Genomic DNA, 18,562 nt, shown 5'->3' on the forward strand with positions numbered 1-18,562 from the left:
CTGAAACCACCCAAGCACTGCGTATATCCATAAGCCTTTGTTTTTAAACACCAATAAACAATGGCACAGCCTTTGCTCCTTCCCAGTCAATAACAAAGACAATGAAGGAAACACTGGATGGATATCGTCTTCATCGGGTTTGGCGAAGCCGCCTACCACCTCAGCAAAGGCCTGCGCACCAGCGGCGACCTGCAGATCGGCGCGTTCGACGCCAACCTCAGCCCCGTGGTACGCCAACGCGCCGACGAGCACCACGTCACCCTCTTCGACTCCCTGGAAACCGCCTGCCACGGCGCACGTTTTGTGGTGTGCCTGACCAGCGCCAGCAGCGCGCTGGGTATCGCACAAAAAGTCCTGCCGCTTTTGGTGGCCGGGCAAACCTACGTGGACATGAACTCCGCCGCACCCAGCGTCAAACAGGCTATCGACCAGTTGCCCCGCGCGGCCGGCGTGGGCTTTTGCGACAGCGCGGTGATGGGCACCGTGCCCGGCAACAACCATCGCGTACCCATGCTGCTGGCCGGCGACGGTGCCGCAGCGTTCACCGCAGCCTTTTCGCCGCGCGGCATGCAGTTGACCGTGCTCGACGCCGAAGCCGGCGCCGCCTCGGCAATCAAGATGCTCAAGAGCGTAGTGATGAAAGGCCTGCCGCAATTGCTGCTGGAAGCCTTCCAGGCCGGTGAAAAATTTGGCGTGCTCGACACCCTGGTGGCGTCACTCGGCGACTCGCTCAACGGCAAAACCATCGAGCAACTGGCCAACACCTTCACCGCACGCACGCTGATCCACGCCAAGCGCCGCAGCGCGGAAATGGACGATGCCGTCGCCACCCTCGAAGCCGCCGGCGTCGACGCCAGCATGAGCCGCGCCACCCAAGGCCAGCTCGACAAGCTCGCCGCCACTGACTGGGCCAGCCTGCTCGGCCCCGACGGCAGCGACATGGACTATCGCAGCGCCATCGCCCACCTGACTGCCCACAAGTGAGACCTGCCATGAACACCGAACACTACTTCCCGCTGCCCGACCTGATCCCTGAAGACCTGCTGGCGCGCTTCCGTCAGCTCAGCCCCGCGCAACTGTGCGACGGCATGCAAAGCCTGGGCATCCCGCGCAACGGCTGCATGGACGCCGACCTCATGCCCCTGGACGAAAGCAAGGTGATGCTCGGCACCGCCTACACCGTCGACACCGAAGACGGCGACAACTTTCCCATCCACGTCGCCGTATACCAGGGCCAACCCGGCTACGTGCTGGTGGTGGCCGGCAAGGCCTACCCCGGCCGCGCCTACATCGGCGACCTGATGGCCGGCGCCGCCCAGGCTGTGGGTTTGAGCGGCATGGTCATCGACGGTTGCGTGCGCGACAAAGTGCCGTTGGCGCAACTCGACATTCCGATCTACGCCAAGGGCTTCATGCAGCGCAGCCCAGGCAAGCAGGGCCCCGGCAAGATCAACGCCAGCGTGACCTGCGCCGGTGTCGAGGTAGCGCCGGGCGACCTGGTGTTCGGTGACTACGACGGCGTCACCGTGGTGCCCCGCGCGCGCCTGCTGGAAGTGCTGGAAGCCTCGGAGAAAAAAAGCGTCTACGAAAACCAGCGCCGCGAGGTGATCGACGCTTACACTCGCGCCCGAGACAGCGACCAGCCTTTGCCGGCACTGGCCCCGGCGTGGGTCACCGAACTGCTCGAAGGCCAGTAACGCTAACGGCTGTACCCGGGGCGCACGGCGCCCCAACCTGCTGCGCTCACTATAAAAATAAAATGTGGAGACGTTCAGATGCTGACAGTTCTGGGCTATGTGTTGATCACGTCATTTCTGTTGCTGGTCATCAAGCAAAAACTTTCCCCTTTCACCGGGTTGATCGTGGTGTCGCTGGCCGTGGGGGTGCTGGTGTGCCTGGTCAATGGCGTGCCGATGGGCACCATCATGACCTGGGTGCGCGAGGGCCTGTTCTACTCGCAGAACGAGGCCGGCAAGGTTTCCCTCGGCACGGTCAACCCGACCGTGATGATCCTGTTTGCAGTGCTGTATTTCAGCCTGATGATGAACGTGGGGCTGTTCGATCCGCTGTGCACCTACCTGATCCGCAAGGCCAACGGCGACCCGCTGAAAATCATCCTGGTCACCGCTTTCACCTCGGCCGTAGTCACGCTGGACGGCGACGGCACCACCACCATCCTGATCATCACCACTGCGTTCCTGCCGCTGTACAAACAGATGGGCATGAAGCTTTCCAACCTGGCCATGTTGATTATTCTGCCGTGCGGCCTGGGCAACTGCCTGCCGTGGGGCGGGCCGCTGGCGCGGGCGGCGGCGGTACTAAACGTGGAGGTCAATACGCTGTTCGTGGCGATCCTGCCGATCCTTGGCGTGTCGTTCCTGTATGTGTTTTTCATGGCGTACTTGATGGGCATCAAGGAGCGCAAGCGCCTGGGGTTTGTGAAGGGTGAAAACGGCATCGTCACGCCCGAACAGATTGTGCAGATGGTCAACGTGATCAAGGACCACGACAAAGAACTCAAGCGCCCCAAACTGTTCCTGTTCAACCTCGCCCTGACCCTGGGCATGCTGGTGATCCTCATCGCCGGCTGGGCCAGCGGCGCGGTGGTGTTCATGCTCGGCACTGCGATTGCGCTGACCGTCAACTACAGCGCCGTGGAACAACGCGAACGCATCACCGCCAACGGTGGCGACGCCGTCGCAGTGGCCTCGATCATCCTCGCCGCCGGCTGCTTCCTGGGCATCTTCAACGGCAGCGGCATGGCCGGCGCCGTGGCCGAACACATGGCCAGCCTGATCCCGGATTCCATGGGCAGCCACACCGCACTGATCTTCGCCTTCCTCGGCGCCCTCGCCTGCTACGCCCTGCCGGTGGACGCCTACTACTTCGGCATCCTGCCAGTGGTGGCGCCGATCGCCTACAAATTCGGCATCAGCCCCACCGAAATCGGCGTGGCGTCCTTCATGGGGCAAGCGCTGCGCTACGCCAGCCCGACGGTGGCGTGGTTGTTCCTGCTGATGAACCGCACGGAGATGACGTTTGGGGAATATCAGAAAGAGTTCTTCAAGTGGTCGATCCCGATGTTTTTCATCTTTTTGATTACGGCGATTTTGACGGGGGAGTTGCCCGTAGGTTAGATCGAACCCGGTCCAAATGTGGGAGGGGGCAAGCCCCCTCCCACACTTTGCGTCAGTGCCTATTCAATTCGTTTCGTCATCGCAATACACGCCAGCTCCAACCCCAATGGCGAATGGTAAACCGCCTGCTCATCCCCCACGTAGCCACACGCCCGATAAAAACTCACCGCATTCAACGTCGCATCCAGCACCACCGCGTCAATCGCCAATTCCCGCGCGACGCTTTCAAGATGATCCAGCATCGCCTTGCCATACCCACGCCCGGTGAATTCGGGCAGCACAAACAGCGCGCCCACTTCATTGTTATCGAGGTCGAGCATGCCGGTGGCGACGGGCTCGCCATTGACCCAGCCCAGGTAAAACGGTTTTTCCATCAGCGCGCTGTAACCGTCCTCGGCCTTGCCACGTGTCCACAGCATCATCTGCTCAACCGTGTAGGCACCGATGCACTGGCTGCGAATGGCTTCGCGGCGGATGTCAAAAGCCGCATGGGCGTCCTCGGGTGTGGCGCGTTTTATCTCCAGCATAGGGTCCATCCATCAGGCGTTTTCATTCCCCTCGCGAGTGAACGAATAACGGTCAATATCCGTGCGTAACTGCCAGCCCTGGCCTTGCCAATACTGGGCGGCATGGGTGTTGGTCTTGAATACATCCAGGTGGCATTTGTGAATGCCCAACTGCTCCAGCGCGCCAAGGCAACGCTCGACCAAAGCCTGTGCGACGCCTTGGCGACGATACTCCGGCAACACCAACAGATGTTGCAGATAACCGCGCCGCCCATCATGGCCGCACATCACACACGCGATCAACCGGCCTTCGGCTTCGGCCACGAAACTCATCCCCGGGTTACGCGCCAGGTAGCGCTCGGTGGCCTCGCGGGAGTCGGCGTCACGCAGGGAAATGCCGGGAGTGGTTTGCATGAGGTAGCGGATGGCGTCGTAGTCGGCTGGGGTCATTACGCGAAGGTTGGGCATCGGCGTGGCCTGGCTGGAAGGGTCAGGCAGATTGGCATAATTTTGTGACGGGCTGCAGTGGGTTGGCCCTATCGCGCAAACTTGCGCTCGCCTTTTTCGACCTCGTCTAAAATTCTCTCTAGCTCAGGGAGTGTCCATTTTTCCCAAGGAAAAACATCCTTTGCATCTCCGATGGGCCAGTACTCCTGCGCGTCAAACGCAATAAACGTCCTGTCTGGGTCGGACGCTGGTTGCCTTGGCATGGAGGCGTCAAGCTGGCTTCACCCAAAGCCGGTGGTGGGCAACATGAATTTTTTTGACAGGCTGCTTTCGGTCCAGTTGTTGGAAGCCTGCAACGGCTTCCAACATTTACGTTGAGTGGCTATCTTGGTTTTTTCAGCCCAACCTAGCGACGCCACACCCGCCCGTCATCACTGACCACCCAAGGCGATTGACCCGGGACGATACGCACCCCGCCTACCCAGCGTTCTTCTGGTGTGTAATCGAGCCAGTTCTCATGCCCGAGTAACACTTGCTCACCAAGAGGAGTTATCCGGATGAGGCGTTTTTGCCACTCTCTACCCGGCTGCTCTTCGACTAGTGGATACGGGGTATCGGTGATAGGCCTTAATAGGGCATTGAACATCTGATCGCCTAAATAAGGCAGCGGCTCGTAACTCATCATGAGGTGGCCGAACACCTTGCCAGCCGGCAATTCACCCCGCTCGGCAAGAATCCGCAGTATCAACCGCTGGGTCATGCTTAAGCCGTCCGCTGCGCCTGGAAGCTCTTGCAGTTGCCTTGCCAAGGCAGGCCCAAGTAGCGGTAACGCCGGATGCCGCTGCACTGCCAATTGCGCCCAATCGCTCGGGTCAGTTGCGGTATAGGCATCCCAAGCCTTGCGGGCAAGCGCCAACGCATCGTCACCCAGTGGGCGCCGCTGGGTCCAGAGCCAGGCCAACAGATCCGGCGCGAGCTGACCAATCCCTATGAATCGTTCAACACCGGGCACCCGGTTGGTCTCAATCAATTCGAGCCTGCGTGGCAGTACGGGCAGACTCGCCAGTAATCGAATCAGAAACAGTTGATCGTACGCATCACCTTCACACCAAAGCACCAGTTCACTGCCAGCATTCAGTTGCGCCAGCGCCTTGCGCTGAATAGCTTGGCGCGCCTGGATATCCCTGGCATCGAGCCGGAATGCCTGCTCCGCGAACTCCGCCCGTACCAACCAGTAATCATCATCCGGTAAAGCGGGAACCGGCCCCAGCACCATGGGATCATCGAACATATAAAATGCACCCGAGAATCCCGCTACTCGAAGGCTGTGCTCAATGTCGTTGCCACAACGCCAATGCTGGACTGTCGACTCATTCGCAGCAGCGAAGCCCGGATTGCGTGCAGCGAATGCAACGCTGTCGGTGTGAGCAATCAGTTTGGGCCAACTGGCGAAGCCCGACTCGCGAGCCACCAGCCACTGCACATCGGCGAGTCGATAGTCAGGGCCAGGTATACCCAGTGCGTGTAGCTGGGAACGGGCATCTGCGGCCTGGTTATTCTTGATGTCTTTCAAAAGGCGCTTGGCGTGTTTGCGAAGCGACGGGAGGTCGAGTAGACCGTGATGACGGGAAGCGTTAGTGGCAGGCATGCCAACTCCTTATGGGGCTCGGTCCGCCGACAAGCCGGGAGCTGGAATGAGAAAATGGGCAACCATGCCTTGGGTGACCCCTTCGCGCGGACCGCAGGCGCAGCAAACGCCCAAGTGCCGACTTTAGCCGCAAGAGGTAACAGAAGCAAAGAGTGGAAGAGCACTGACATCGAACAGCCAGTCTTGAGGGGGGGCGCGCGAAGTGTTGCTACACCGACGAAACGTCGATGACCTCTGGAGCCGAGGCTGACGGGCGTTTCAATAACGATGCCTCCAAGAGCGGCACAACAATCAGGCGTAAAAAAGTTCTATCCCCTCAGAACAAGAGACATGTCTGAATACTTTTCACACATGAAGTCGACGAATGCGCGAACCTTTGGCGCCGCCAGCCGCCTGGAGGTGTGCAAAACCCAAAGCGCCGGCTCTACACCTGACACCGTGCCCCACTCTACCAATTCCCCGCGGGCCAGCTGATTCCACGCGATGGACTGTGGAATAAGAGCTGCGCCGCCACCGGCGATCGCAGCGTCGCGCACCATCAGTAGCGAAGAAAATTGCATTTTCGGGATCGGCTCCAGAACCCATTGCCCGCCATCGAGACTCCAGTGCGTGGGCTGGAACGTAGAGGTTACGATCGCCGGTACGGGTCTGACCGCGCCGGGGGTTGGCCTGGATATTTCAGGCGCCGCCACCACGATCAGCCGGTCCCTGGCGAAGCAGCGCCCGACCAGGCTGCTGTCCGGGCTTGGGTTGATCCGGATGGCGACGTCAAATTGTTCCTCCACCAGATCCACCTTGCGATCTTCCGACACGACCTCAATGAAGACTTCCGGGTAGGCCTTACAGAACTCGGCGCCAATACGCCCCATCGCCAGCTGCGAGAACAGAATCGGCGCCGCCACTCGCAGGCGCCCACGCGGCGTTGAAACCCCGTCACGGGCTGCGGTCATGGCTTCGGCCACTTCACTCAAAGGGCCCTCAGTTCGCGACATCAATGCTTCACCCGCTTCGGTGAGCTTCAATCCCCGCGCGCTGCGCTCGATCAGCCTCACGCCCAATTGCTCTTCAAGGTCGCCGATTCGGCGCGACAAGGTCGCCTTGGACACACCGCTCGCACGGCTGGCTCTTCCCAGCCCTGAATGGTTGGCGACGAGAATGAAATCAATCAGAGCGTTCAGGTTCATGGTGTTCCACATTTGAAACGAGGTGTATGGATTCTGTGGTCTTCGTTTTGTAAGTGCAACGGATTACTTTCTCGTCATCGGAATACGAGATGAGGAATTCCAATGAGCACCCTTCAACGCGCTGTACTGATCCGGGCCTACGGCGGTGCGCACGCCGCACAGATTGCGCACATAGAAACGCCGGCACCCGAGCACGGCCAGGTTCGAGTTCGGGTTCGCGCCGCCGGCGTGAATGGCATCGATTGGAAGGTTCGTGAAGGTCATGTACGCAATGCCTTCGCACTTGCATTGCCGATCGTGCTCGGTGCCGAAATGGCCGGGGTGATCGATGCAGTGGGTCCCGGATCCTCACGCTTCAGCATCGGTGAGCGTGTCATGGGGGCGATGGGCGGGCTGGGCGCGTACGCTGAATTCGTGACCGTCAGCGAAGCGAGCCTTTGCCCCACCCCCGAGGCTCTGGACGACGTGCAGGCGGCGGCCATGCCTGTAGCAGCGGTAGCGGCCTGGAATAGTCTTCATCATGCAGGGCCGATCGTTGCGGGGCAGCGCGTCCTGATTCATGGCGCGGCCGGTGGGCTAGGCGCTTATGCCGTGCAGTTCGCCAAGCGTGCCGGCGCCGAGGTCTTCGCAACGGCGGGCAGTGCCGACCTGGATTACGTACGCAGCCTCGGCGCCGACGAGGTCTTTGACTACCAATCTCAGCGCTTCGAAAACCTCGTGCGCAACATTGACCTGGTGCTCGACTACGTCGGTGGCGAGGTATTGGACCGCTCGTGGCAGGTGTTGGCGCAGGACGGCGTGGTTGTCGGCACATCAGCGCCCGACATTCTCGCCCGAACACCCGCGAATCGTCGAAGCCTCTGGTTCATGAATAAACCTGACCCTCAATTACTGGAGAAGCTGGCCCGGGAAGTCGCCGACGGCACACTTCAGTCGAGGATCGGCGGCGTCGTTGGCTTCACTGATATCCCCGAGGCAATCGAACGCAATCGTACTGTTTCGCGGACGGGCAAGGTCGTTGCGGACTTCACTCGTTGATCCAGTCTAAATCCCATGCAGGAGTTTCAAAGATGAGCATTCTGGTTATTGGCGCCACTGGCACCATCGGTTCACTGGTCACGAAAGGCCTTGCTGACGCGGGCGCAGAGGTCAAAGCCCTGGTACGCCAGGCGGGTAAGCGGGAATTCCCGGCGGGCGTCATTGAAGTCGTCGGCGACCTTACCGACGTAGCGTCGATGCGCGTTGCGCTCGCGTCGGTGCGCACGCTGTTCCTGCTCAATGCCGTGACGCCCGACGAGGTCACTCAGGCCCTGATCACCCTGAACCTGGCTCGCGAGGCGGGTATCGAGCGCATTGTTTACCTGTCGGTGATTCATGCCGACAAATTCACCAATGTCCCGCACTTCACCGGCAAGCATACGGTTGAACGCATGATCGAGAGCCTCGGCATTCCCGCCACGGTTCTGCGTCCGGCTTACTTCATGCAAAACGACCTCATGGTCCAACAGACTATTGAAAACTACTCGGTCTACCCAATGCCGATCGGCGCGGCGGGCGTGTCGATGATTGACGCACGCGATATCGCTGACGTGGCCGTTGCAGAGCTGCTGCGACGCGACAAAGCACCCTCGGCGCTGGAGCGTGTAACGCTGGAACTGGTTGGGCCGCAAGCGCTCACCGGTGCGTCCGTGGCGAAGGCCTGGAGTACCGCCCTGGGGCGCGAGATCGCCTACGGGGGTGATGACGTGGTCGCTTTCGAAGGACAACTGGCCTCGTATGGTCCCACCTGGCTGGCTTATGACATGCGCCTGATGATGGCGGGTATACAGACCTTCGGCATGCAATCAGCTCAGGGCACGGTGGAAAAGCTCCAGACCCTCGTCGGGCACCCGCTGCGCACTTACGACGACTTTGTCCGCGAGGCCGTTGCCAAGGTTTAAGCCGCCAGGGCAAAGGGGACAAGCATCGCCCGGCTCAATCGAGCGGGCAGGTTGAATCTCGTGCGCCCACCGCAAGCCTGACATCCAGGGAATCGAAACCATGACAACCTCCTCGCGCCAAGCCGACGCCCACGTGCGCCGGCGTGTTGTGCAGCACACACGTGGCACCGCCGGCCACGGCCCGATCACCCGCCTCATGAGTCCCTCGGACTTGGGACAAATGCTCAAGCCCTTCGTCTTCCTCGATATCTTTGATGTCAGTGGCGATGGCATTCATGCGATGGCTGACATGCCTTTGCACCCCCATTCCGGCATAGCCACAGTGACGGTTTTCACCGAAGGCAGAGTGCGCTACAACGATGCGGACAACGGGCGAGGCACCTTCGGCTACGGTGGTGTCGAATGGATGCGGGCAAGCGGTGGCGTTTGGCATGGCAAGGAACTGACTGCCGAACAGGTGCCGCGTATACAGGGCTTTCAATTATGGATCGCTTTGGCGCAGGACCTCGAAAACGCTGAGCCTGAGAGTCGCTACTTCGAGTCAGTAGGGGCCAGTGAAGGTCAACCGGCTCATGTGATTCTCGGCAATTATCAAGGCAGGCAGAGCCCTGTACCTGCGCCAAAGGGGATCAATTACTTACTGGTTACGTTAACGCCAGGAGAGCAATGGGAGTATCAGCCACCCCCCGGACATAGTGTCGGATGGCTTGCTCTGGCCAAGGGCGAGTTGACGACCGGGAGTATTATTCAGGCAGGCGAAATGGTCAGTTTCAATTCCAGCGAAGCCCCTATCACCTTGCAGGCCTTGGGCCAGGAGGACGCGGTATTTGTGCTGGGTTCGGCAGTTCCTCATCCACATGCGCTGCATCTCGGGTACTACTCCGTGCATACCAGTGAGCAGGCGCTGGAGCAAGGTGAGCGCCGCATTGCCGAGCTGGGCAAGAAATTGAAAGCGGCCGGAGACCGTCGTACGGCGTCAGGAGTCATTCCGGTGTTCCGCTGATGGTTTTTAACCTCAGGTTCGAGGAATTGTAAGGAAGCCCGCTTTGGCGGGTTTTCCGGTTTTGTGGAGGGGCCATTTGTATCTATCATGTGGCCTTTCGCTCAACGTCCAGGACACCCCATGCCCGCCCTCACCTTCCGTAACGCCCTCCCCGCCGACGCTGCGCGCTGCTTTGAAATCGAAATCAGCGCCTACGAAGGTGACGAAGCCGCGACCCTGGAAAAGATCGCCACGCGTATCGCGCAGTACCCCGAGGGCTTTTTGATTCTCGAGGCGGATGGCGCGGTGGTGGGTTTTATCAATTGCGGTTGCGCCCACCACGTGGTGATGTCGGACGAGGCGTTCAAGGAGTTGGTGGGGCATTCGGCCGAGGCGCCGAATGTGGTGATCATGTCGGTGGTGGTTGACCCGGCGCAGCAGGGCAAGGGTTATTCCAGGCTGTTGATGACCGAGTTTGTGCAGCGCATGCACGCGCTGGGCAAGCGGACGATTCACTTGATGTGCAAGGAGCAGCATGTGCCGTTGTATACGCGCATGGGCTACACCTATGTGCAGCCGTCGCCGTCGGATCACGGCGGCATGGCGTGGCATGAGATGGTGATGGACCTCTGATTCTTCCTCCCTGGTAAAGGATTACCTGCATGTTTATCGGACGCCTCGCCCAACTCACCGAGCAAGTTCGCGCCGCCCCGGCGCGCACGCTGTGGCCCTGTTCGAGCAGCAGCCTGACCAGCGTATTGCCCCATGGGACGGAGTCAAGACCAGCAAGGAGTCCGGCGTGATGCAGCATCCCCAGATCGAAATCAGCGACCAGGCCAACCCCGACGCCGAGTGCATTCTCGGCAACGGCCTAGCGGCGTTCAACGAAGGCATTACCGGCTACAACGACCGCCGCCCGCTGACGGTGCTGATCAGAGACCCCGACACCCAGCAGATCCTTGGCGGCATCACCGGTAAAACCACCTTGGGCATGGCCTTTCTTGACCTGTTCCACGTGCCCGATTCAATGCGTGGAACGGGCCTCGGCAGTCAGTTGCTGCAGGTTTTCGAGGGCGAAGCCCGGCGCCGGGGGTGTGCCAGTGCGGTGCTGTACACCCTCAGTTTCCAGGCGCCGGGGTTTTATGAGAAGCATGGGTGGGTGCGGTTTGGCGAGGTACCGTGCGAACCTGCGGGCAGCAGCCGCGTGTTTTTGTCTAAGGCGTTGTGACGCTCAACGCTTTACCAAACAACCGGTTCCCATGGGTTTCGCCCTGGAAGGTATAAGTCGGCGAGCCCAATAGTTCATACCCGCGCCGAGGGTAAAACCCCAGCGCCCGCTCATTGCCTACCCACACCGTGGCCCACAATAACGCAGCACCGCCGAGTGCTGCGCGATGTTCGGCCGCTTGCAGCAGCTGATAACCGATGCCCAGGCCAGTGAAGCGTTCCTGGATATACAGGCGTTGCAACTCGGCGATGTTCGAGGCTTCGATCATCGGGTGGCGGGCGTTGAGTTTAACCTGGGCGAAGCCGACCAGGTGATGGTTGGATTCGGCGACCATCAGCGAGGTGCCTGGCTCAGCCAGCAACGCGGCGATGGTACCCGGGGCAAAGGCTTGCAGCACCTCGTCGGCAATCGAGCGGCGAATACCTTGGGTAGCGTAGGTGTCGAGGAATACCTGCATACCCAGCACGCCGATGCACAGGGCGTCCTGGGGCACGGCGTCGCGGATCAGCAGGGTCATCCTTCCTGCCCTGGCAGTGGGAAGATGACTTCCTGGGTATCCAGGTTCCTGATGCTGGAATAGGTGCGGTACTCAGTGCTGTAGTTCGGCGCCACACCCTTGGTGCTGGCGGTCAGGCGGTACGTCACTACGTAGCGTTGGCCGGGCTTGAAGTCGACGTCGTCCGCGCCTTTGTTGCAAAACGCGCCGCCGGTGCCCAGCGCGTTCATCGACACGTTGCACCAGCGCAACGAGTGTTTGCCCGGCGACAGCTTGAGGGCTTGCTCGCCACTCACGTCAAGGATCGAGCGGCGCCCTGCGCCGGGCAGCGGCTGGCCGTCGACTTCGACGGCCAGTACCAGGCGGTGGAACGGCACGCCCAGCTCGCGCTCGCGCCAGGTGTCGAAGTACACCAGCACGGCATCCGGGGCATTGTTGGAAAGGTCCACGGGTTGGAGTTTTTCCGGGGCCCAATCCCCCTGGTAGTTTTTGTAGTGGTAATCGGAACAGGCGCCGAGCAATGGCAGGGTCAATACGGCGGCGAGTTTCAGCAGTTTCATCGAGTGACGGTCCTTGTGAGCGATGAGAATCCTATCGACATCATCGTGGAAATCTTGAACCGATTGCCACCGTCAATTCTCCGCAGCCAACGGCTTTACCAACTCCCGGAAGCCCCGCCGCCGCCGCTGGAACCGCCGCCGCCCGAGGAACTGCTGCTGGAACTGGAACGGCTGGAACTGGAGCTCGAACTCGACCCGCCCCCCGACCCCGAGCCGGACGTGGAAATGCTCTGCACAAAAATGATAAACGCCGCAAAGGACGCCACCGGAATCGCCACGATCCAGCCCTGGTAGTCGTTCCCCACCAGCAGGCCCGCCGTCACATAAATCCCCATTACCGCCAGCGCACGCACAATGAAGAAGCGTGGTTTGGTCTTCCACGACTCCTTGATCACGTAGAACAGCCCCACATAAAGCGCCAGCACCAGCGCCCCGCCAAACGGCCACACCAGCCAATGGACGAAGCTGATCTGGACAAAATGGTTCACCACCAGCACGCCGACAATGTAGGCCAGCAGCGCCATCACGCAGTAAAACGCGATGCGCGCCAGCCACAATGCGCCGAAGGTGGCGCCGCCGATCAGCATGGTCAGCGGCAATACTCCCAGGTGGATCGGCCAATCCGGGCCGCCGCCGTAAATTGCCAGCAGCACGGTGGCGACCACCGCAGCCAGCAACGCACGACGCCACGGCAGTTTGCCGGCAGCCATCAGCACACCGCCGATGCCGCCGAGGATAAACGCCAGCAGCACGGCGATCGCCTGGGGGTTGACGCCGGGGCCGGCCACTTCGGGAAGGTCGCCGCCGTCCACCAGCGTCACCAGGTCATTCACGCCTTGGCTCACCCCACCCGCGAAGTCGCCCTGGCGAAACGCCGGGGTGATGTGTTCTTCGATAATTCGATGGGCCAGCAGGTCGGTGACGGTGCCTTCCAGGCCGTAGCCGACTTCGATGCGCACCTTGTGGTCGTCCTTGGCCACCACCAGCAGAATGCCGTCGTTGACCTCCTTGCGCCCCAGTTTCCAGGCGCGGAACATCTGGTTGGCGTAATCCTCGATGCTGCCGCCGCCGGTGCTGGGCACCAGCAGCACGGCCACCTGGGCGCCTTTGCGCTGTTCGAGAGCGGCCAGTTGCTCTTTCAGACGAGTGGTGGTGCCGGCGTCGAGGGTATTGGTCAGGTCAATCACCCGCTGATCAAGGGCGACGCCGATGGGCGAAGTGTCGGCCTGGGCGGTGATAACCAGGTTGGCGAGCACCATCACCAGCAGACCCAAGACCGATTGCCGCAGAATCACCATCATGCTTTGTTACCTGAAGTTTCTTCCTGAAGGCGCCGACTTTACCCTATCCGCGCTATAACGCGTGACCCCACGGGATTGACTATCTAAACTGCCCGCACGCATAGCAAAAAGCCATAACCGAGAAGCCCATGGACCTGCGCCACCGCAATAACATCACTGTGATGGGCACCGGCACCTCGACCCTGGTGTTTTCCCACGGCTTCGGCTGCAACCAGGCCATGTGGAATGCGCTGGCGCCGCAGTTTGCAGCGCGCTTCCGGGTAGTACTGTACGACTTGGTGGGCGCCGGCCTCTCGGACCTCAGCGCCTTCGACAAAGCCAAGTACAACACGCTGGACGGCTACGCCCACGACCTCAACGAGATCATCGAGGCCTACGCCGAAGGCCCGGTGATCCTCGTGGGCCACTCGGTCAGCGCGATGATCGGCGCCCTCGCCGACCGCCAGGCCCCCGGGCGTATCGCCGCCCATGTGATGATTGGCCCGTCGCCGCGCTATATCGACATCGATGGCTATGTCGGCGGCTTCAAGCGCAGCGACATCGACGACCTGCTCGACACCCTCGACAGCAACTACCTCGGCTGGTCCAGCGCCATGGCCCCGGCGATCATGGGCGCGCCCGACCAACCGGCGCTGAGCGCGGAGCTGACCGATAGCTTCTGCCGCACCGAACCGGACATCGCCAAGCAGTTTGCGCGGGTGACCTTCATGTCCGACAACCGCCAGGACGTGATCGGCCTGACCACCCCGGTGCTGATCCTGCAATCGAGCGACGACCTGATCGCCCCCGTGGCCGTGGGTGAATACCTGCACAGCGTGTTGCCCAACAGCACCTATTGCCTGGTGGACAACGTCGGCCATTGCCCGCACATGAGCGAACCACAGGCCTGCGCGGCGGCCATGCACAGTTTCCTCGCGCCATGGGCGGCTGCCAGTGCCCACTGAATTATTCGACAGCGCCGCCTGCGCCCTGGCCGTCACCGCCGAAGACGGCACGATCCTGCAAGCCAATGCGCGCTTCAGCGAATGGTCGGGCTTCAACAACGCCGAGCTGTATGGCCAACGCTTCCAGGACTTGCTGACCATGGGCGGGCGGATTTTCCACCAGACCCACCTGGCGCCCATGTTGCGCATGCACGGCAGCGTCACCGAAGTGAAACTCGACATGCTGCACCGCGACGGGCACAAGCTGACCGTGCTGCTCAACGGCCACAAACGCGAGCACCCTGGCGGCGTGGTGTACGACCTGGCGCTGTTCGGCACCACCGACCGCGACAAGTACGAACGCGAGCTGCTCAACGCGCGCAACCTGGCCGAAGCCCTGCTGCAGGAAAAAACCGCCACCGAACTCGCGCTGCAACAGGCCCAGGCCGACCTCAACGAGGCCTATGCCATCGCCCAGCGCCGCGCGCTGTTTGCCGAGCAGATGGTGGCCATCGTCAGTCACGATCTGAAAAATCCGCTGACGGCGATTCGCATGGCCTCCGACTTTCTCAGCCGGGGCGAACGCACGCCCAAGGAACGCACGCTGCTGGGCCATATCGGCCAATCGTCCGAACGCGCCCAGCGCATGATCGCCGACCTGCTGGACTTCACCCAGGCCCGGGTCGGCCAGGGTATTTCCATCAAGCCCGCGCCGCTGGCCTTGCATGAAGTGATTCAACACGCGGTGGATGAACTGCGTGTGGCCTTCCCCAAGGCCACCCTGGAGCATCACGCCGAGGGCCAGGGCGACGCGTGCCTGGACGCCGACCGCGTGCAGCAAATCATCGGCAACCTGGTGGCCAACAGCGTGGCCTATGGCGACCTGCAACAGCCGATCACGATTACCTCACGCCTGGGCGACGGCGCCTGCGAAGTGGCGGTACACAACCACGGCAAGGTGATCCCCGAAACCTTGCTGGCCGGGCTGTTCGAGCCCATGACCCGTGGCACCGACCAAGGCAGCGACGTGCGCAGCGTGGGCCTGGGCCTGTACATCGTGCGTGAGCTGGCCAAGGTGCATGGCGGGGATGTGGCGGTGACGTCCTGTGCCACCGGCGGCACCACCTTCACCGTGACCTTTCAGGACAGGTAGGCGCTGCCCTGCATCACCGGCTCCACACTACCGGTGAGCACCACACCGCCCGCGCCCGCCCAGTGCACGGTCACCGTGCCGCCGTCGCACTGCACTTGCACGGTGGCATCCAGCAAACCGCGCCGAATGCCATTGACCACCGCGCCGCAGCAGCACGAACCCGAGCCCAGCGGCACCCCGCCGCCACGTTCCCAGATGCGCAGGCGGATATGCCCACGGTCCAGCACCTGCACAAAATGCACGTTGGTTTTGGCCGGGAACAACGGATGATTTTCCAGCGCCGGGCCCACGGCGGCCACGTCGATGGCGGCAATATCGTCGACAAAAAACGTGCAATGCGGGTTGCCCATGCTGCACGCCGCCGGGTCGCCTTCGATCGGCAAGGTGCGTGTATCCAGCGCCTCGGCCAGGGGCACCGCCGCCCAGTCCAGCGACGGCTCGCCCATGTTCACGGCCACCTGCCGCCCCGCCTCGCGCGTGCAGGTCAGCAAACCGCGCTCGGTGCGCAACACAACCGAGTCGGCGCCGGTTTCATGCATCAGCCGGTCGGCCACGCCACGGGTGGCGCTGCCGCAGGTTTGCAGCGGTGTGCCGTTGGGGTTCCAGAATTTAATGCGCGCGGCAGCGTCGTCACAGTCGAGGATCACCGCCAGTTGGTTGAAGCCGATACCGGTGTGGCGATTGCCCAGGTGCCGGGCGATGGCGGGGGTGACCGGGTCGTCCAGGCCACGGCGGTCAATGAGGATAAAGTCGTCGCCATGGGCGTGCATTTTTACGAACTGCAAGGGCATGGGCTGTCCAGTGGTGGAAGTGAAAGATACCCTGAGCTTACTCACTCTTGACGAGCGCTACCCATGCTTATTGTCTTCAGCGGCTTGCCCGGCACCGGCAAGACCACCATTGCCCAACACCTGGCACGCCGTACCGGTGCGGCTTACCTGCGTATCGACGTGATCGAACAGGCGCTGCGCGATGCCGGTGTGTCGGTGGGTGCAAACGGCTATGAGGTGGCAAATGCATTGGCGCTGAGTAACTTGCGACTGGGGCATACGGTGATTGCCGACTGCGTGAACCCGGTGCGGGAAAGCCGCGCAGCCTGGCAGGCAACGGCCGAGACGGCGGGTGTGGCACTGCTGAATGTCCAGGTGGTGTGTTCGGATGCGCAGGAGCACCAGCGCCGCGTTGAAGCCCGCACGGGGGATATCGCCGGGCTGGTGCCGCCGACCTGGCAGTCGGTATTGAGCCATGAATATGAGCCGTGGGACCCCGCGCCATTAACCCTGGACACCGCCAAAATCAGTGCTGCGCAGGCCGTCGAAAGCATCACCCAGCACAAAAGCACACCCGGTTGTTGATAACCATTATCAACTACAGCTAAACTCCGCGCCCTCCCACTTCCCAGTCTGTGCCACGCGGCACAGTCGCGCGCAGGCAGCTGACTCTCTTGGCGGATGAAAAACTCCAGCTTTACCTGACCCACCGGGCCGCGCTGCTGGACTACGCCGCGCCCATCGTGGGCTGCCGCGCCCGCGCCGAGGACGTGGTGCAGGAAGCCTGGTTGCGCTTCAGCGGCCAGGATGAACACGCCGATATCCGCCACCCGGCGAGCTACCTGTACCGCATCGTGCGCAACCTGGCGCTGGACCTCATCCGTCGCACCGCCACCGAGCGGGTGCAGCCGGGCGGCGATGAAATGCTCAACGAGTTGCCCTCCAGCAGTGCCTCGCCGGAACGTGAAGTGAGCAGCCAGAACGAGCTGCAAGCCATCTCCCGCGCCCTGGCGCAGTTGCCTGAACGCACCCAGCGCGCCTTTGAACTCCACCGCCTGGGCGGGTTCACCTTGCAGCAAGTGGCGGTTGAACTAGGCGTTTCGACCGCGCTGGTGCATCAGCTGGTGCACGATGCCTTGCGCCATTGCATGGACTGCCTGGGAGCCGACGATGACTGATCGATCCGGCGACTTTCTGAAAAACCGTAGTGCTGCTGCGTCTTTTGCAGTGAAGGGCGAATCCATGGGATCCTGCCCGCCGTTTTTTACCTGCGAAGATGCTGCCGACATGCCTACCAAGGATTGCGCCAACACCCGCCGCGACGAGGCCCTGGACTGGCTGATGCGTGTGCAACAGGCCCCGCAGGACGTGGACTTGCGTGCGCAATTGGCCGACTGGTGCAGCGTGGATGAGGCAAACGCCAAGGCCTACCGCAAGGCCGAACGCGTGTGGCAACTGACCGGGCAACTGGCGCCGGCCAGCGCGGCACCGCTCACCCCTGCGCCAAGGCCCATGGCACGCCCACGTCGTACACGGCGTTGGGTCGCCGCCGCCCTCGCCGCCTGCCTGGTGGTGGCCCTGGCGCCGAGCCTGCTGCTGCGCTGGCAAGCCGACTACCGCACCGGTGCCGGTGAAACCCTCGACATCATCCTCAGCGACGGCAGCGTGGTGCAACTGGACAGCCACTCGGCCATCGCCGTCGACCTCGCCGGTAACCATCGCGATGTGCGGCTGCTGGCCGGCCAGGCGTTTTTCAAGGTGACGCCGGACAAGCGCAAACCCTTTCACGTGGTCACCAAAACCTTACGAGTGACCGTCACCGGCACCGCGTTCAACGTCGACGCCCAGCCGGGCAACCCCAGCGTGGCCGTGCAACAAGGCTCGGTGAATGTCGACGACGGACCCGCTAATCGCCCGCTCGCCAGCCTGGTGCCAGGGCAACGCCTCAGCTACCGCGCCGGCCGTGCCGAGGTCAGCAGCTTCTCCCCCAGCCAGGCCGCCGCCTGGCGCCAGGGCCAGTTGATTGCCGATGACCTGCCGATCAGCGAAGTGCTCGAACAGCTGCGCCGCTACACCCCGGCGATCATCGTCTTGCGCGATGCCAAGCTCGGCGCGCAGCGTGTCACTGGCGTGTACGACCTGCGCAAACCCCAGGCGGCGCTGCAAGCGGTGCTGCAACCCTATGGGGCCAAAGTGCACGCCTACAGCCCGTGGCTGCTGGTGCTCAGTCGGTAAAATCCGCGCCCTTTAAAAATATTTCATATTTTTTCTGAAAATCCCCAGCGCT

General features: G+C 61.8%; 21 protein-coding genes. 13 read left to right on the top strand and 8 right to left on the bottom strand.

Annotation, left to right across the window (positions count from 1 at the left end; genetic code table 11):
- Positions 1 to 117 precede the first annotated feature (117 nt).
- The 3 genes from AC0IYH_RS04345 to AC0IYH_RS04355 all read left to right on the top strand — a co-directional run bounded on the left by AC0IYH_RS04345 (position 118) and on the right by AC0IYH_RS04355 (position 3,137).
- Positions 118 to 984, top strand: a complete 867-nt coding sequence (locus tag AC0IYH_RS04345; protein ID WP_471833055.1) for a DUF1932 domain-containing protein — start codon at positions 118 to 120, stop codon at positions 982 to 984.
- A gap of 8 nt (positions 985 to 992) precedes the next feature.
- On the top strand, positions 993 to 1,697 hold the full coding sequence (locus tag AC0IYH_RS04350; protein ID WP_471833056.1) for an RraA family protein: 705 nt from the start codon (positions 993 to 995) through the stop codon (positions 1,695 to 1,697).
- 78 nt (positions 1,698 to 1,775) lie between these two features.
- Entirely contained in the window at positions 1,776 to 3,137 is a 1,362-nt protein-coding gene (locus tag AC0IYH_RS04355; protein ID WP_471833057.1) for a CitMHS family transporter, read from the top strand.
- A gap of 59 nt (positions 3,138 to 3,196) precedes the next feature.
- On the opposite strand, the gene AC0IYH_RS04360 is transcribed toward AC0IYH_RS04355, so the two are convergent.
- The 4 genes from AC0IYH_RS04360 to AC0IYH_RS04375 form a co-directional block, all read right to left on the bottom strand.
- Complete coding sequence (locus AC0IYH_RS04360) at positions 3,197 to 3,664, bottom strand: GNAT family N-acetyltransferase (RefSeq protein WP_471833058.1); 468 nt, start codon at positions 3,662 to 3,664, stop codon at positions 3,197 to 3,199.
- 12 nt (positions 3,665 to 3,676) lie between these two features.
- Positions 3,677 to 4,111 (bottom strand): GNAT family N-acetyltransferase, encoded by a 435-nt coding sequence (locus tag AC0IYH_RS04365; RefSeq protein WP_471833059.1) that lies wholly within the window; start codon positions 4,109 to 4,111, stop codon positions 3,677 to 3,679.
- A 385-nt stretch (positions 4,112 to 4,496) separates the two neighbouring features.
- Positions 4,497 to 5,738, bottom strand: a complete 1,242-nt coding sequence (locus tag AC0IYH_RS04370; RefSeq protein ID WP_471833060.1) for a DUF1835 domain-containing protein — start codon at positions 5,736 to 5,738, stop codon at positions 4,497 to 4,499.
- Positions 5,739 to 6,046: 308 nt separating this feature from the next.
- A complete protein-coding gene (locus AC0IYH_RS04375) occupies positions 6,047 to 6,922 on the bottom strand; it encodes a LysR substrate-binding domain-containing protein (protein WP_122771824.1) in 876 nt (291 codons plus the stop codon).
- Between the two features lie 102 nt (positions 6,923 to 7,024).
- On the opposite strand from AC0IYH_RS04375, the gene AC0IYH_RS04380 reads away from it, so the two are divergent.
- From AC0IYH_RS04380 to AC0IYH_RS04400, 5 genes are all read left to right on the top strand, one after another.
- Positions 7,025 to 7,960 carry an NADP-dependent oxidoreductase gene (locus tag AC0IYH_RS04380; RefSeq protein WP_471833061.1) on the top strand — a complete coding sequence of 312 codons (936 nt, stop codon included), beginning with the start codon at positions 7,025 to 7,027 and terminating at the stop codon, positions 7,958 to 7,960.
- 32 nt (positions 7,961 to 7,992) lie between these two features.
- Complete coding sequence (locus AC0IYH_RS04385) at positions 7,993 to 8,862, top strand: NmrA/HSCARG family protein (protein ID WP_471833062.1); 870 nt, start codon at positions 7,993 to 7,995, stop codon at positions 8,860 to 8,862.
- Positions 8,863 to 8,962: 100 nt separating this feature from the next.
- Positions 8,963 to 9,865: a pirin family protein gene (locus AC0IYH_RS04390; protein WP_471833063.1), complete on the top strand. Its 903-nt coding sequence runs from the start codon at positions 8,963 to 8,965 to the stop codon at positions 9,863 to 9,865.
- Positions 9,866 to 9,985: 120 nt separating this feature from the next.
- Positions 9,986 to 10,477, top strand: coding sequence for a GNAT family N-acetyltransferase (locus AC0IYH_RS04395; protein WP_471833064.1), 492 nt, complete (start codon positions 9,986 to 9,988; stop codon positions 10,475 to 10,477).
- 169 nt (positions 10,478 to 10,646) lie between these two features.
- A complete protein-coding gene (locus AC0IYH_RS04400) occupies positions 10,647 to 11,072 on the top strand; it encodes a GNAT family N-acetyltransferase (protein WP_471833230.1) in 426 nt (141 codons plus the stop codon).
- On the opposite strand, the gene AC0IYH_RS04405 is transcribed toward AC0IYH_RS04400, so the two are convergent.
- From AC0IYH_RS04405 to AC0IYH_RS04415, 3 genes are all read right to left on the bottom strand, one after another.
- Positions 11,059 to 11,589 carry a GNAT family N-acetyltransferase gene (locus tag AC0IYH_RS04405; protein ID WP_471833065.1) on the bottom strand — a complete coding sequence of 177 codons (531 nt, stop codon included), beginning with the start codon at positions 11,587 to 11,589 and terminating at the stop codon, positions 11,059 to 11,061. The genes AC0IYH_RS04400 and AC0IYH_RS04405 overlap by 14 nt on opposite strands.
- Positions 11,586 to 12,128 (bottom strand): hypothetical protein, encoded by a 543-nt coding sequence (locus tag AC0IYH_RS04410; RefSeq protein ID WP_471833066.1) that lies wholly within the window; start codon positions 12,126 to 12,128, stop codon positions 11,586 to 11,588. Before AC0IYH_RS04410 ends, AC0IYH_RS04405 begins: the two co-directional genes overlap by 4 nt.
- Positions 12,129 to 12,223: 95 nt before the next feature.
- Positions 12,224 to 13,429, bottom strand: coding sequence for a TPM domain-containing protein (locus AC0IYH_RS04415; protein ID WP_471833067.1), 1,206 nt, complete (start codon positions 13,427 to 13,429; stop codon positions 12,224 to 12,226).
- Between the two features lie 128 nt (positions 13,430 to 13,557).
- Between AC0IYH_RS04415 and AC0IYH_RS04420 the strand changes: the two genes are divergently transcribed.
- The gene (locus AC0IYH_RS04420; RefSeq protein ID WP_116628853.1) at positions 13,558 to 14,373 is read left to right on the top strand and encodes an alpha/beta fold hydrolase; all 816 of its coding nucleotides are present in this window, start codon (positions 13,558 to 13,560) and stop codon (positions 14,371 to 14,373) included.
- Complete coding sequence (locus tag AC0IYH_RS04425; RefSeq protein ID WP_471833068.1) at positions 14,363 to 15,505, top strand: PAS domain-containing sensor histidine kinase; 1,143 nt, start codon at positions 14,363 to 14,365, stop codon at positions 15,503 to 15,505. The genes AC0IYH_RS04420 and AC0IYH_RS04425 overlap by 11 nt, the downstream gene beginning before the upstream one ends.
- Here the strand turns inward: AC0IYH_RS04425 and dapF are convergent.
- Positions 15,493 to 16,296, bottom strand: a complete 804-nt coding sequence (dapF, locus tag AC0IYH_RS04430) for a diaminopimelate epimerase (protein ID WP_471833070.1) — start codon at positions 16,294 to 16,296, stop codon at positions 15,493 to 15,495. The genes AC0IYH_RS04425 and dapF overlap by 13 nt on opposite strands.
- Positions 16,297 to 16,359: 63 nt before the next feature.
- Between dapF and AC0IYH_RS04435 the strand changes: the two genes are divergently transcribed.
- The 3 genes from AC0IYH_RS04435 to AC0IYH_RS04445 all read left to right on the top strand — a co-directional run bounded on the left by AC0IYH_RS04435 (position 16,360) and on the right by AC0IYH_RS04445 (position 18,510).
- A complete protein-coding gene (locus AC0IYH_RS04435; protein WP_471833071.1) occupies positions 16,360 to 16,860 on the top strand; it encodes a P-loop nucleotide/nucleoside kinase family protein in 501 nt (166 codons plus the stop codon).
- An 89-nt stretch (positions 16,861 to 16,949) separates the two neighbouring features.
- Positions 16,950 to 17,453, top strand: a complete 504-nt coding sequence (locus AC0IYH_RS04440) for a sigma-70 family RNA polymerase sigma factor (protein ID WP_116628849.1) — start codon at positions 16,950 to 16,952, stop codon at positions 17,451 to 17,453.
- Entirely contained in the window at positions 17,446 to 18,510 is a 1,065-nt protein-coding gene (locus AC0IYH_RS04445) for a FecR family protein (protein ID WP_471833072.1), read from the top strand. Before AC0IYH_RS04440 ends, AC0IYH_RS04445 begins: the two co-directional genes overlap by 8 nt.
- Positions 18,511 to 18,562: the final 52 nt, after the last annotated feature.

The sequence above is a fragment of the Pseudomonas sp. AC463 genome (genome assembly GCF_979253585.1).